Consider the following 12693-nt stretch of genomic DNA (forward strand, 5'->3'; position numbering starts at 1 on the left):
ATCAGCAATATGCGCAGGTCCCGGCAGCGTGGGTTCACGCTGCTGGAAATCATGGTGGTGATCGTCATTCTGGGGCTGTTGGCCAGCCTGACCATCCCAAGCCTGATGGGTAACAAGGAGAAGGCCGATCGGCAAAAGGCCGCCAGCGATATCGTCGCGCTGGAGAACGCGCTGGATATGTACAAGCTGGATAACGGCCGTTATCCCAGCGCGGAGCAGGGGCTGGCGGCGCTGGTGACCCGGCCGACGCTGGCGCCGATCCCAAGGAATTATCCCGAAGACGGTTATATCCGCCGCTTGCCGCAAGACCCCTGGGGGCAAGCGTATCGTCTGCGCAACCCGGGGCGCCATGGCAAGCTGGATGTGTTCACGCTGGGGCCGGACGGTGTCGCTGATACCGATGATGACATCGGTAACTGGGTGGCCGACGCGCCATGAGGCGCATACGCGGTTTTACGCTGCTGGAGACCATGTTGGTATTGCTGCTGCTGGGGGTGACCAGCGGCCTGGTGATGCTGAGTTTTCCAGCGGATGAGAAGCCGTTGGCGCAGCAGGGGGAGCGATTGAGCCATTGGCTGAATGCTCTCGCCGAGCGGGCCGAGCGCGAAGGGGTGAGGTATGGCGTGGCGTTCGATGACGGCGGTTGGCGCAGCGTCGCCGAAGCGGGGCGGGAGAGCCGGGAGCAGTACGCTCTGCCGGACGGCGTCGCGCTGCGGCTGAGCGTTGAAGGGCAAACCGTCGCGCTCGCCGCAGAGGCGGCGCTGCCGCAGGTGTGGCTGTATCCGGGGGGCGAAACCACGGCGTTCAGCGTGGAGCTATCGCAGGGCAAGTGCCTGTGGCGATTGCAGGCGCCCGGTTACTTTGTATTTGAAACGACGGACATTCGTTGCGATGACGCGGAAAATGAGACGCCAGCAAGGCATGACGCTGCTGGAAGTGATGGTGGCCATGATGATCTTCGCCATCGGCTGTCTGGCGCTGATCAACAGCACAGGCGGCCAGGTGCGTAGCCTGAGCGCGATCGAAGCCAAGACCGTGGCGCTGTGGGTGGCGGACAACCAGCTGACGCTGCAGCAGCTCGAGCCCCGCCCACCGACGTTGGCCTGGCATTCGGGCACCACGGTAATGGCCGGTGAAACCTGGCACTGGCGCTATCGCGGGCGGGAGACCAGCGACGCCGGGATGCGGGCGATCGCGATTGAAGTCAGGCGCGACCCGCAGGATCGCAATGCGCTGGTGGAGATGCTCACCTACAGGGCGTTGTTGTGAAGCGCGCTTTGCAACGGGGTTTTACGCTGGTGGAAATGCTGTTGGCCATCGCCCTGTTCGCCATGCTGTCGCTCACCGCATTGACGGTCTTCAGAGGCGTGCTGAAAAACGACGAAATCACCCAGCGCAAATCGACGCAGTTGACCCAGCTGCAACGGGCGCTGGCGATCGTCGAGCGCGATTTGACGCAGGCGCAGGCGCGCGCGCCGACCGGCGATAAACGCTGGCCGGCGGCGCCGGAGTTTGCGGTGCTGCAGACGGCGGGAGAGGAAGGCGGCGATTTTCAGCTGCTGCTGATCCGAAACGGCTGGCCGAACCCCCAGGCCCGATTGCCGCGCGCCACGCAGGAGCGGGTGGCATATCGCTACCGGCAGGGGCGGCTCGAACGCCTCAGTTACCCGAATTTGAGCAGCCCGCAGACGGCGGCGCGCAGCGTGCTGCTGCTGTCTGAGGTGACGCGGTTCCAACTGCGTTTTTACCGGCAGGGCGAATGGTTGACGGCCTGGCGCGCCGGCGGGCTGCTGCCGCAGGCGGTGGAGATCGCCATCGACACCCCCGCGCTGGGGGAAGTCCGGCGCATCGTCACGCTGCCCGCCGCGAGGCCATTATGAATAAACAACGCGGTATGGCGCTGTTGATGGTGTTGTTGATGATGTCGCTGATGGCGATCGTGGCGGTCAATATCAACGATAACTGGCAGCGTTCGCTGGCGCGCACCCAGTCTCAGCAGGATCGGTTGCGGGCGAAATGGCTGCTGCTGGGCGGCGAGAGCTACGCCCGGCAGCGGCTGCAGCAGGCGGGAGAGCGGCGGAAGGCGTGGGGGGCATCAGGGGTGACCTTCAGCATGCGCACCGAAGAGGGGGAAGTGGCGATACGTCTGCGCCGCGTTGACGCCTGTTTCAACCTCAACGCCCTGATCCGCGCCGCCGGCCCGGCGGATGTCGGCGATAGCGAGGGGGGAACCCCCAATAAGGAGAGGCGAATATTCATGCTGCTATTGAACAATCAGGGGATCGCCGCTGCCCAGGCGGGCGCGATTGCCGATGCGATCGTCGCCAGAGCCTATGGCGAAGGGTATCTGATGGGGGATGTCAGCGAGCTGCGGGAGCTGGCCGGCATCGACCGCGAGCTTTATCTGCGTCTTGCGCCGCTGCTTTGTGCGGCGCCGGATGCCGAGCTGCGCCTCAATCCGGACGCCGTGAACGACGCTCAGCTGCCGCTGCTGCGGGCGATGTTGATGAACGCGCTGAGCGATGAGCGGCTGCGGGCGCTACTGGCGGCCCGCCCGCCGCAGGGCTGGCAGACGCTGGCGTTTTTGTCGCAGGAAAAAGCGCTGCAGGCGCTGGGCGAGGATGGCCTTGGCGAGCGACTGATTTTCGACGATAACCGCTGGATTGCGCAGCTGCAGCTTAGGCTGAACGACGGACGCTATCGGCTGGTCAGCGCGTTGCAGCCGGGCCCGTCAGGCGTCACGGTCAGCGGACGTCGGTTCGACAGAGGGGAAGGGTAAACGATGGCGAACACCATCCTGCTTATCGCGCTGGACGATGATGCGATGGCCGATGTGCGCTGGGGCCGCGTCGGCGAGACGCGCTGCCGCTTTGCCGCCCGCCTCGATCTGGCCGAAGGCGGTAGCGAGTTGGCGGCTATGGCGCAGGGCAGCCGGGTTGTGGTGCTGGTGCCTGCCCGTCATGTGGTGCTGAGACAAACGACATTCCAGGGCAAGGCCCGGCAGGCGACGCCGCTGGCGCTGGCGTACTCCCATGAGACCGGGTTGTTGACCGATGTCGAGCAGATGCATTGGGCGGTGCTGGGCAAGGTGCAGCGCGATTTCACTATCGCCGGCGTTGCGCTGGCGCAGATGCAAGGGTGGGTTGATAGTCTCAACGCCTGCGGCATTCGCGTCGATGCCCTGCTGCCCGACGTGCTGGCGTTGCCGTTGCCGAACCAATGCAGCGCACTGCGCTGGCGCGGACACTGGCTGCTCCGAACGGGGGGCATGCAGGGCATGCAGTTGCCCGATGCCTGGGGGGACAGTGTCCCGTGGCCGACGCCGGATTGGTGTCTGCACAGTGGCGGAGAGGTGCCGGCGGGCTGGGAAACGGCGCGTATCGATGAGGATCCTCTGTGGCGATTGGCGGAAGAGGCCTGGAACAGCCCATCCACGCTGTTGCAGGGGCGTTTCAAACCGGGCGTGCGCTGGCCGCGCCGTCTGCCCGATAAGACCGCCTGCGCGATGCTGCTGCTCAGCGGTTCGCTGCTGGTGGGGGGCTTGCATCACCAATTGAAGGCCAGACAGAGCGAAAGCCAGATAACGGCGCTGACTCAGCGCCTGCTGCCGAGTGGCGAGACCGCGCCGGCGTTCGCCGAACGGGCGGCGCAAGCGTGGGCACGGCGTATGCAAGACACCCTGAATGCGCCGCAGCTGTTCAGGCTGTTGCCCTACGCGGCCGAGGCGCTTGCTGTCTGGGAACCTCCGCAGTTGCAGGCGCTGGCTTTCGACGCCGCCGACGATCGTTTGGTGGTGACGGTAAACAGAAACGACGCGCCGCTGCCGGCGCCGGTCAACGACGGTGGCGTCAGCATGACGTTCAGCGAGGGAAGCGCGCCTAACCAGGCGATCCTGACGGTGAGAGGTGAGCGATGAACATCGGTTGGCGCGATAAGGCGCTGCGGCGGGCAGTGCTGTTAAGCCTGTTGATGCTGATGGCCTGCGGCTACTGCCTGTATCAATTTTCACAGGCGCAAAAAAACGCACAACGGCTGGCGGCGCTGCGGGAGCAGGCGCGCGTCATCCAACAATTGCAGGCGCGTTTGCCGCAGAGCGCCGCCGCGCGCGAGCAACTGCCGGAGCGACTGCGACAGAGTGCGCTGGCATATCGCATCGCCATCGCCGAACTGACGGAAAGTGAAGCGGATGTGCGGGTCACGCTGCCGCCCGTGCCGTTTGAACGCCTGTTGCCGTGGCTGGCCGCCCTGCAACGCGAGCACGGGATCCGCGTGCTCTCACTCGCCGCAGAACGTGCGGGGCAGGCGCCGGGTGTGGTGCAAATAAGCCAACTGCGGGTAACGGCGCAACCGGCGATGTCACCCACGCGACGACAATAGAGGATCCAGAGAACCATGCTATCCGCAATAAACGCAGTGGCCGATGAACACTGGCTGCTATTTAGCGCTGTGTTGAGCCTGTGCATCGGCAGTTTTATCAATGTGGTCGTTTATCGGCTGCCTGTCATGCTTGAGCGCGAAATGGAAATGGCGCAGGCCGAACGATTTAATCTCTTTTTGCCGCGTTCATTCTGCCCGTGTTGCACAATGAAAATATCGGCGCTCGATAATATTCCTTTATTAAGTTGGCTGCTGTTGCGCGGTCGCTGTCGTTATTGTCGCACGCCTATTTCCATCCGTTATCCACTGGTGGAGTTATTGCTGATGCTAATGGGAATAACGCTGGCCTGGCGCGTCGGCATCGGTGTGGATTGGTTTTTCATGTTGGCGTTTGCTGCATTGCTGCTGGCCTTGGCGGCGATCGACAGCGAGCGTCAGCTGTTGCCGGATTGCCTGACGCTGTCGCTGCTGTGGGCCGGGCTGTTGTGGCATTGCCTGGCGCACCCGGCATTTTTGCCGACGGCGGTCATCGGCGCGCTGGCGGGGTATTTGACGCTGTGGCTGCTGTATTGGGGATTTCGTCTCGCGACCGGACGCGAGGGGCTGGGATACGGCGATTTTAAACTGCTGGCGGCGCTCGGCGCCTGGGGCGGCTATGCCGTTTTGCCGTCGATTCTGCTGTTTGCCGCCACCGGCAGCCTGCTGTGGCTGCTGCTGCGGGTGTGGCGCGGCGGCGATGGGGCGCAGCCCCTGCCTTTCGGCCCGGGGTTGGCGGCGGCGGGCGCCGGCGCGGTAGCCTGCCAGTGGCTTGCGCTACCGCTGGCGGGTTAACGGAGCTGGGCTAAAAACGGCGCCAGCGTTCGGTTGAGTCCGCTGCACTTCTCTTGCAACGGCGTGGCGTCGGCCTCCAGCTGCGCGGCGACGTTTTTGCCTGCATCAAGCAACTGGGTGCGATTAAGCGCCGGCGCCCAGCCTTTTCTCTCCGCCGCCTGCAACGCCGCCGCCGCGAGTGGGTCGTTGGCCGGGATATCGGCGCGGTTGCAGCGTTCTCTCAGAAACTGGCCGGCACCGACCAGCGATGACAGCTGGTCGCGCTGGATGGCGGCGTCAGGGGCCGATTTGGCGGCGTGCTGACAGCCGGATAACAGCAGGCATGCCATGAACGCCGTGGCGATGTTTTTCAATGTCACGTTATTTTCCCTGTGGAATTAATTGGCGCGGTGTCGGTATTTTCTTGCGCCGCATGGCGGCGCTTTACGAGGTCAGGAATATTTTAACCCTTTATCATGCGGTTTAATATTCTGACGGCATTAGGTTTTATTATTTTAATGCATTCTAAGTGCCGGGCGTTCAGGGCTTCTACTTATTATTCCTCTCGCGGTATCGCCGCATCTCTTTGAGTTTCTTCTCACTCAGTTGGAATCCAATAAATTTAACTGGAGTCGTAATGAAATTATCCAAAATCGCCCTGATGATGGCAGCGCTCACTGCCTCCTCGGCCGCCTGGTCGCACGGTTATATCGAAGTGCCCGAGAGCCGCGCTTACAAGTGCAAGCTGGGCAGCAACACCGACTGCGGCCGAGCGCAGTGGGAACCGCAGAGCGTCGAGCAGGTTTCCGGCTTCCCTGGCGGCGCGACGCCGCGCGACGGCCAGCTGGCCAGCGGCGGGGTGGGCGGTTTCGAGCCGCTGGATCGTCAGGGCGTCAACGTCTGGGCGTTGAACACCATGAAGCCGGGACCGCAGACGTTCACCTGGTACCACACCGCCAAGCACAAAACCAATAACTGGCGTTATTACATCACCAAACAAGACTGGGACGTGAATAAGCCGCTGTCGCGCGAGGCTTTCGAAAAAGAGCCGTTCTGTGAAGTCGATGGCCATGCTCAGGCGCCAAAAGATCGCGAAGTGCACCAGTGCGTGGTGCCGGAGAGAACCGGCTATCAGGTGATTTATGGCGTGTGGGAAATCAATGACACGGTGAACAGCTTCTATCAGGTGGTTGACGTCAACTTCGAGGACGACGGCGTCGTGTCCGAATGGCGCAAGCAGCTGCAAGGCTCTCTCACCGGCAAAAACCTGCAGGTTGGCGACAAGGTGATCGCCCGCTTCTTCGATGCGGACGGTGAAGTGCTGACGATGAAAACCGAGCTGGCGATCGACAGTGAGGCGCTGACCGACAAAAACCGCTGGAGCCACGCGTTGGCCAGCAAGATCAACGCCGAACAGAAAGCGGTGCGTGCCGGGGTGAAAGACGGTAAAGGCAACGTCAATCCGGTGTTTGGCAATAATGCGGTCTTTGCCAAACAAGGCAGCACGATGAAGAGCGTGGTGATCTCCTATGAGGAAGAAACGCCGGCTATCACCGAAGAGATCCGCATCGGCAACCTGTCCAGCACCAAGATCAAGGACGGTAAAGCTCAGCTGACCTTCAATGCCGAGGTTAAAGGCAAATTGACCGTTGAGGCGCGCGTTTACGATCACGGCCAGACGGAAAAAGGCTACGTGAAAGAGACGCTGGAAGACGCCAGCCAGCCGCTGACCATCGCGCTGAACAACGTCAGCGAGGGCCACCACATGCTGAAAGTGATCGCCAGCAACGACAATGGGCAGAGCATTCAGCCGGATATCGAAAACTTCAATCTGGAAGCTGAATCCACCGGCGGTGGCGGCAATGGCGACTACAACTTCGTCTTCCCGAACGCGCTGAGTAAATACACCGCCGGCACCACGGTGCTGCAACCGAAAGACGGCAAGGTTTATCAGTGCAAACCTTTCCCTTACAGCGGTTACTGCATGCAGTGGAACAGCGGCGCGACTCAGTTTGAGCCGGGCGTGGGATCCAACTGGCAGGACGCCTGGGTCGTGAAAAAATAAGTGCGAATCGGATAGTCAAGCGGCCAATGATGGCCGCTTTTAAAGGAGCTTTATGTCACACGAACCTGCCCGTTACGATCTTTTCAGTCGGTTACTGCATTGGGGCATTGCCGCCGTGATGATCTACGTCATGATCGTGGGTTATTCACTGCATTTTATGACGGATGCGCGCATCTTCGCCTTTTTCTCCGTGACCAATATGTCGTTGGCCTTGGTGCTGACACCGCTGATGGCGGCGCGCTTTATCTGGCGTTTTTTCCGGCCTAAAGTGCCTTATGGCGATATGCTGCAAGGGCACGAGAAGGGGTTGGTGCATTTGCTGCACGAAATATTCTACCTGCTGATTTTCGTGGTGTTGCTGAGCGGATTTCTCATGCTGGAGCACGGCTTTGCGGTTTTCGGCGCGATCGATTTCCCCCGTCCGATTGCGAATCTTGAGGTTAATCGTTTCTTTTTCGCCGTGCACCGTTATTCATGCATCGCGCTGTCGGCCATGATTGTGCTGCACATCGCGGCGGTGATTAAGCATCACTGTTTCGCCCGGCGGGCGATTTTGCGCCGCATGCTCTGAGCCTGGCGGTGATGGATCACGCCGCCCGGCGCGGCGGCGTGGCAGCGATGGCCTCAGGGATATTCGCCGCGATTTGCACCACACAGGCAATGTGAGGCGAGTGTCTTCACGCGTGAATAGCGTTAAGGCGTAATACCCCGGGCATTAACCGAGAATTGTTGCTATTTATTATTAACGGCAAAGATGAGTGTAATTAACATTCCGTTGTCAATAGGAAAATGACCTATTCAACTTGAACATTGAAGCCGATAAAAGCATCGGCTCAACGCGTTGGGGGCTGATTATCTGACATATTTCCAAACGGAGGTGGGGATTTTGTCATACAGCTTGTTCATGGTCAGCTCCGCCAAACGATGATCGGCGGCTGAGTAAAACAGCTCTAGTTCATCATCGGAAAGCTCGTACTTATTTTTTTCAATAACACGTTCGAGAGTATCAATCGTGGTGCATTTACGTAAACGCATCAGATAGTCGGTTTTAGTCATGGTGGCCTTTTAGTTTAATAACCGTAAAATAGCTCGGGAATAATTATCCCCTAAGTTTTCATTGTCGTACAGATGTCCTCTCCTGAGAACATTCTGAATAATCTCGCCTTGGTTTTTTGCCAGCGGCGCAGGTCGGAATCATTGATACCGTAGCTGCTGAACAGCGTATAGGTATCGTCGAGATATTCCTCGACTAACTCCGACAAATCGGATTCGTCCATGTATTTAATTTTATAACTCATCACAAACGAAGCGATATGTTCGATCAACTCATTAAGCTGAAGGTTGACGGAGGATGTCGGATCGTTGACCCACCCGTGGTGGCTGTCTCCCAGGGTGGCGATACCTTCATCATACAAATTTTCGCACAAGAATTTGAGTTGAGCAATGTCGTGTCGCTTAGGCGAATACTCATCCATATCATCCCCTCCGTAAGTCTTAATGGCGGTGTTGATAACACTATGTGAGTAAGCTGATTTACATCATGAACGGAGGCAGCTTAACGGTGGTTAAATAAACTTCCCGTAAAATGAATATAAATCATTTTTTCGCGTTTGGCCTGCAGTTATTACGTAAACTTACAATTCATCCGCGGTTGATGGGCGTGAGTTATCAATGATGTCGAAGATTAAACCCCGTTGCGCCACACGGAACCGGACGCTATCGCTGATCGTGTCTTCGCTGTTGATATCCAGGCAAGCATTAAAAATGCCCCACTTATAGCGATAACTCATTGAATAATCGCTGTCACCTTGTTGCACTATATCAAGTATTTCTAATGAATCTTCGGCATAGCGTGCGCTTTCAGAATAAAAACTGAGTCCGCTGGTCAGCGCCGGCACTAACTCCGCAATATTGTCATTAATCACTTTCTTTAATTTTTTAACAGAAAGTGCGTTGACGTCCAGGTTACAGGCAAGGGTAACAAGCATTAATCTCGGCCAACAACAATGTTATCTGCTCATCTTACTCCTTTTCCACTCGCGCCGGTAAATTTTTCGATTTACCGCTGTTTTTTTTACCTTCCGCCAACATTTTTGCCGAACGGGAATATCCCTGAGTTTGATAAGGGGGCGAGGGGGGGACCTGCTGCGCGACGAGCTGTTACGTTCCGTTGCATTAATGAGTCCGGCAACGCTTGAGACATACCATTAATTGTGATGTTATATTATAACCATAAATCTGCTGCTTTGGTTATTCCCTTGATTCCCACTTCGCAAAATGACGCCGCGTCGTCACTGAATTCGTTGTTCACCACCTCCGCGGCCGTGCGCTGTGCGGGCGCTATCGTTTTGTTGACTCTGCTGTGGCTCGGCATTTTTTGGGCGGTGTCGCTGCCATGATTTCATTACGTCAGCTGGCGATAGGCTATGGCGCCACGCCGCTTTTCCCGCCGCTGAGCGGGCAGTTTAGCGCCGGTTCGTTAACCGCGGTGGTGGGCGTCAACGGGGCAGGGAAATCGACGTTGCTGAAAACGTTCGCCGGTTTGTTGCCGCCCTTGGCGGGTCGCCTGGACTTTAGCGGTGAAAAGCCGCCGCGCAAGGCTTATTTACCACAGCAGGCGGATCTGGATCGGCAATTCCCGATCGCGGTGAGCGATCTGGTGGCGATGGGATGTTGGCCGCAAAGCGGCATGTTCGGCGGTATGAACCAGCGTGCGGCGAGCCAGGTTAATGAGGCGCTGGCGAGCGTCGGCATGAGCGCGCTGGCGCACAGTCCGGTGGGCGAGCTCTCCGGCGGCCAGCTGCAGCGGGTGCTGTTTGCGCGCCTGTTGGTCCAACAGGCGCCGTTGATCCTGCTGGATGAACCCTTCACCGGCATCGACAGCGCCACTACGCAGATCCTGCTGCAGGTGATCGCGCAGCTGCACCAGCAGGGGAGAACGGTGATCGCCGTCCTGCATGACATGTCGATGGTCGCCGAGCATTTTCCGCAGGTGCTGTTGCTGACCCCGCAGGCGTGTCATTGGGGCGCGGCCGAGCGCGTGCTGGAACAGGTGCCGCGGTATCTCGCCGCCGAACGGCAGCCGGGCCTACGGGTGGTGGCGCCATGATGCTGTTGCATGGGCTTATCGACCCTTTTCTCTCTTTCGGTTTTATGCGACGCGCATTGATGGCGTGTCTGGCGCTGTCGCTCAGCGCCGCCCCGCTGGGGGTGTTTCTGTTGCTGCGCCGCATGAGCCTGGTGGGGGATGCGTTGTCCCACGCGGTGTTGCCCGGCGCGGCAATCGGTTATCTGATTTCCGGCATGTCGCTGGTGGCCATGGGCGTGGGCGGCTTTATCGCCGGGCTGGCGGTGGCGATGTTGTCCGGCCTGGTGAGCCGCCGCACGCCGCTGAAAGAGGACGCCAGCTTCGCCGGATTCTATCTGGGGTCGCTGGCGCTCGGGGTCACGTTGGTCTCGCTGCGCGGTTCCAGCGTGGATCTGCTGCACGTGCTGTTCGGTTCGATTCTGGCGGTGGATGCGCAGGCGATGCTGATGGTCGGTGCGATCGCCACGGTGTCGCTGCTGGCGCTGGCGGCGCTGTACCGCGCGTTGGTGATCGAGTCCTTCGACGTCACTTTCCTGCGCGTTAACGCGCCGCGCCGGTTGGCGCTGATCCACGGCCTGTTTTTGGCGCTGGTGGTGGTCAATCTGGTGGCGGGGTTCCAGGTCCTCGGCACCCTGATGTCGGTGGGGCTGATGATGCTGCCCGCCGCCAGCGCACGCTTCTGGGTGCGCAATCTGCCGCAGACGCTGGCGGTGGCGATGGGCATCGGCGCGCTGTCCAGCCTGATTGGGCTGGTGTGGTCCTACTACGCTTCGCTGCCTGCCGGTCCGGCGATCGTGCTCAGCGCCAGCGTCATCTTCTTTGTCTCGATCCTGTTTGGAACGCGTGGAGGCATTTACGCCTTTGCGCGCCGTTGAGAAGTGCCATTTGCAAGGAGAAAATATGAAACGTTTACCTATATCGCTGGCGGTCGCTGCTCTGCTGGCCAGCCCATTGGCGATGGCGAAGACCGTCGACGCCGTCGCCAGCTTTTCCATTCTGGGAGATATCGTTAAACAGGTAGGGGGCGATCACGTCAAGGTCAGCACACTGGTGGGGCCAGATGGCGATCCGCACAGCTTCGAGCCTTCACCGCAGGATGGCAAGACGTTGGCGCAGGCCGACGTGGTGTTCGTTAGCGGCCTGGGGCTGGAAGGGTGGATCGATCGCCTGGTCAGCGCTTCGGGTTATAAAGGACAGGTGATTACCGCGTCACAGGGCATCAACACCCGCCAAATGGAGGAGGACGGCAAACCGATTACCGATCCCCACGCCTGGAACAGCATGAAAAACGGCGTGCAGTACGCCACCAACGTGATGAACGCCCTGATCGCCGCCGATCCCGAGGATGCCAACTATTTTCGCCAGCGCGGTGCCGAATACATTCAGCAGTTGCAAAAGCTGGATCTGTGGGCCAAAACCCAGTTCGCCGCTGTGCCGCCGCAGAAACGTAAGGTGCTCACCAGCCATGATGCCTTTGGTTACTTTGGGCAAGAGTATGGCGTCACCTTCCTTGCGCCGGTCGGATTTTCCACCGAGGCCGAAGCCAGCGCCAGCGATGTGGCCGGCCTGATCAAGCAAATCAAACAGGAAAAAGTTAACGCTTACTTTATCGAAAACCAGACCGATCCGCGGCTGGTGAAACAGATTGCCGCCGCCACCGGCGCCAAGGCGGGCGGCGAGCTGTACCCTGAAGCGCTCTCGCGCGTGGGCGGCCCGGCGGCCACCTATGAGCAGGCGTTCAAGCACAATGTCGACGCGCTGCTGAGCAGCATGAAGTAATCTCCGCCCCCGCTTGCCGGCGGGGGCAGCTTGCAGGCACTTTCTCGCCATAAAAAAAGCCCCGTTGAGCAGCAACGGGGCTTTGCGACAGATGACACTTTGGAGTTAACGCTTTTTCTTACGTCCCTGTACCGCTTTGAATCGCGGATTGCTTTTACAGATCACATAGATGCGGCCACGACGACGCACGACTTTGCAATCCGGGTGGCGATTTTTCGCCGAACGCAATGAACTCAATACCTGCATGGGGGTTCCTTGTTACTTATTGCCGATAAAGCGGCCAAAGCGCTGCTGGAAGCGCGCCGTGCTGCCTTCTTTGGAATAGTCTTTCTGCTTGCCGGTGTAATACGGATGCGAAGCGGAAGAGACGTCGAGGGTGACATACGGCCAGCTTTCGCCGTCCAGCTCGATGGTGCGATCGGTTTTGATGGTCGATCCCACTTTGAAGTAGGCGTTGGCGCTGACGTCGTGGAACACCACGGTGCGATAATCGGGATGGATGCCGGGTTTCATAATGGCTCTCTCATGTAATGTTATACTATAACAACAATTATGCGCCGACCGGGCATCACGA

Annotated in this window: 19 protein-coding genes and 1 pseudogene; 14 read left to right on the forward strand and 6 right to left on the reverse strand. The window is 59.2% G+C overall.

What is annotated here, in order from left to right:
- Positions 1–9 precede the first annotated feature (9 nt).
- From gspG to ACORQT_RS05085, 9 genes and pseudogenes are all read left to right on the forward strand, one after another.
- Positions 10–438: a type II secretion system major pseudopilin GspG gene (gene gspG, locus ACORQT_RS05045; RefSeq protein ID WP_033644207.1), complete on the forward strand. Its 429-nt coding sequence runs from the start codon at positions 10–12 to the stop codon at positions 436–438.
- Positions 435–1010, forward strand: a complete 576-nt coding sequence (locus ACORQT_RS05050; RefSeq protein WP_072022490.1) for a prepilin-type N-terminal cleavage/methylation domain-containing protein — start codon at positions 435–437, stop codon at positions 1008–1010. The genes gspG and ACORQT_RS05050 overlap by 4 nt, the downstream gene beginning before the upstream one ends.
- Entirely contained in the window at positions 904–1269 is a 366-nt protein-coding gene (gspI, locus tag ACORQT_RS05055) for a type II secretion system minor pseudopilin GspI (protein ID WP_444859335.1), read from the forward strand. Before ACORQT_RS05050 ends, gspI begins: the two co-directional genes overlap by 107 nt.
- On the forward strand, positions 1266–1880 hold the full coding sequence (gene gspJ / locus ACORQT_RS05060) for a type II secretion system minor pseudopilin GspJ (protein ID WP_164057375.1): 615 nt from the start codon (positions 1266–1268) through the stop codon (positions 1878–1880). The genes gspI and gspJ overlap by 4 nt, the downstream gene beginning before the upstream one ends.
- Positions 1877–2779, forward strand: a complete 903-nt coding sequence (gene gspK, locus ACORQT_RS05065; protein ID WP_164057374.1) for a type II secretion system minor pseudopilin GspK — start codon at positions 1877–1879, stop codon at positions 2777–2779. Before gspJ ends, gspK begins: the two co-directional genes overlap by 4 nt.
- Before the next feature lie 3 nt (positions 2780–2782).
- On the forward strand, positions 2783–3916 hold the full coding sequence (gene gspL / locus ACORQT_RS05070; protein ID WP_164057373.1) for a type II secretion system protein GspL: 1134 nt from the start codon (positions 2783–2785) through the stop codon (positions 3914–3916).
- Positions 3913–4377 carry a type II secretion system protein GspM gene (gspM, locus tag ACORQT_RS05075; protein WP_033651100.1) on the forward strand — a complete coding sequence of 155 codons (465 nt, stop codon included), beginning with the start codon at positions 3913–3915 and terminating at the stop codon, positions 4375–4377. The genes gspL and gspM overlap by 4 nt, the downstream gene beginning before the upstream one ends.
- A gap of 126 nt (positions 4378–4503) precedes the next feature.
- Positions 4504–4671: pseudogene (locus ACORQT_RS05080) on the forward strand (prepilin peptidase); the annotation flags it as partial.
- A gap of 30 nt (positions 4672–4701) precedes the next feature.
- Positions 4702–5208 (forward strand): prepilin peptidase, encoded by a 507-nt coding sequence (locus ACORQT_RS05085; RefSeq protein WP_229597905.1) that lies wholly within the window; start codon positions 4702–4704, stop codon positions 5206–5208.
- Here the strand turns inward: ACORQT_RS05085 and gspS are convergent.
- Positions 5205–5567, reverse strand: coding sequence for a type II secretion system pilot lipoprotein GspS (gspS, locus tag ACORQT_RS05090; protein ID WP_033642100.1), 363 nt, complete (start codon positions 5565–5567; stop codon positions 5205–5207). The genes ACORQT_RS05085 and gspS overlap by 4 nt on opposite strands.
- Positions 5568–5824: 257 nt before the next feature.
- Between gspS and gbpA the strand changes: the two genes are divergently transcribed.
- Together gbpA and ACORQT_RS05100 are read left to right on the forward strand one after the other, a co-directional pair.
- Positions 5825–7252 carry an N-acetylglucosamine-binding protein GbpA gene (gbpA, locus tag ACORQT_RS05095; protein WP_042783800.1) on the forward strand — a complete coding sequence of 476 codons (1428 nt, stop codon included), beginning with the start codon at positions 5825–5827 and terminating at the stop codon, positions 7250–7252.
- A 52-nt stretch (positions 7253–7304) separates the two neighbouring features.
- Positions 7305–7823: a cytochrome b gene (locus ACORQT_RS05100; RefSeq protein WP_164057372.1), complete on the forward strand. Its 519-nt coding sequence runs from the start codon at positions 7305–7307 to the stop codon at positions 7821–7823.
- 281 nt (positions 7824–8104) lie between these two features.
- On the opposite strand, the gene ACORQT_RS05105 is transcribed toward ACORQT_RS05100, so the two are convergent.
- The 3 genes from ACORQT_RS05105 to ACORQT_RS05115 form a co-directional block, all read right to left on the reverse strand.
- The gene (locus tag ACORQT_RS05105; RefSeq protein WP_004940313.1) at positions 8105–8308 is read right to left on the reverse strand and encodes an HHA domain-containing protein; all 204 of its coding nucleotides are present in this window, start codon (positions 8306–8308) and stop codon (positions 8105–8107) included.
- Between the two features lie 50 nt (positions 8309–8358).
- On the reverse strand, positions 8359–8727 hold the full coding sequence (gene tomB / locus ACORQT_RS05110) for an Hha toxicity modulator TomB (RefSeq protein WP_004940312.1): 369 nt from the start codon (positions 8725–8727) through the stop codon (positions 8359–8361).
- Between the two features lie 159 nt (positions 8728–8886).
- On the reverse strand, positions 8887–9240 hold the full coding sequence (locus ACORQT_RS05115; RefSeq protein ID WP_047572432.1) for a hypothetical protein: 354 nt from the start codon (positions 9238–9240) through the stop codon (positions 8887–8889).
- 407 nt (positions 9241–9647) lie between these two features.
- Between ACORQT_RS05115 and ACORQT_RS05120 the strand changes: the two genes are divergently transcribed.
- Genes ACORQT_RS05120 through ACORQT_RS05130 form a run of 3 tightly spaced genes read left to right on the forward strand, consistent with a single transcriptional unit; the run spans position 9648 to position 12119 of the window.
- Positions 9648–10361, forward strand: coding sequence for a metal ABC transporter ATP-binding protein (locus ACORQT_RS05120; RefSeq protein ID WP_042783802.1), 714 nt, complete (start codon positions 9648–9650; stop codon positions 10359–10361).
- A complete protein-coding gene (locus ACORQT_RS05125) occupies positions 10358–11215 on the forward strand; it encodes a metal ABC transporter permease (RefSeq protein WP_042783803.1) in 858 nt (285 codons plus the stop codon). The genes ACORQT_RS05120 and ACORQT_RS05125 overlap by 4 nt, the downstream gene beginning before the upstream one ends.
- Positions 11216–11240: 25 nt before the next feature.
- Complete coding sequence (locus tag ACORQT_RS05130; protein ID WP_042783804.1) at positions 11241–12119, forward strand: metal ABC transporter solute-binding protein, Zn/Mn family; 879 nt, start codon at positions 11241–11243, stop codon at positions 12117–12119.
- A 105-nt stretch (positions 12120–12224) separates the two neighbouring features.
- On the opposite strand, the gene ykgO is transcribed toward ACORQT_RS05130, so the two are convergent.
- A complete protein-coding gene (gene ykgO / locus ACORQT_RS05135; RefSeq protein ID WP_004940304.1) occupies positions 12225–12365 on the reverse strand; it encodes a type B 50S ribosomal protein L36 in 141 nt (46 codons plus the stop codon).
- A gap of 12 nt (positions 12366–12377) precedes the next feature.
- Positions 12378–12632 (reverse strand): type B 50S ribosomal protein L31, encoded by a 255-nt coding sequence (locus ACORQT_RS05140; RefSeq protein ID WP_004940303.1) that lies wholly within the window; start codon positions 12630–12632, stop codon positions 12378–12380.
- Positions 12633–12693: the final 61 nt, after the last annotated feature.

The organism is Serratia sp. (in: enterobacteria) (assembly GCF_052400455.1).
Lineage (GTDB): Bacteria > Pseudomonadota > Gammaproteobacteria > Enterobacterales > Enterobacteriaceae > Serratia > Serratia ureilytica.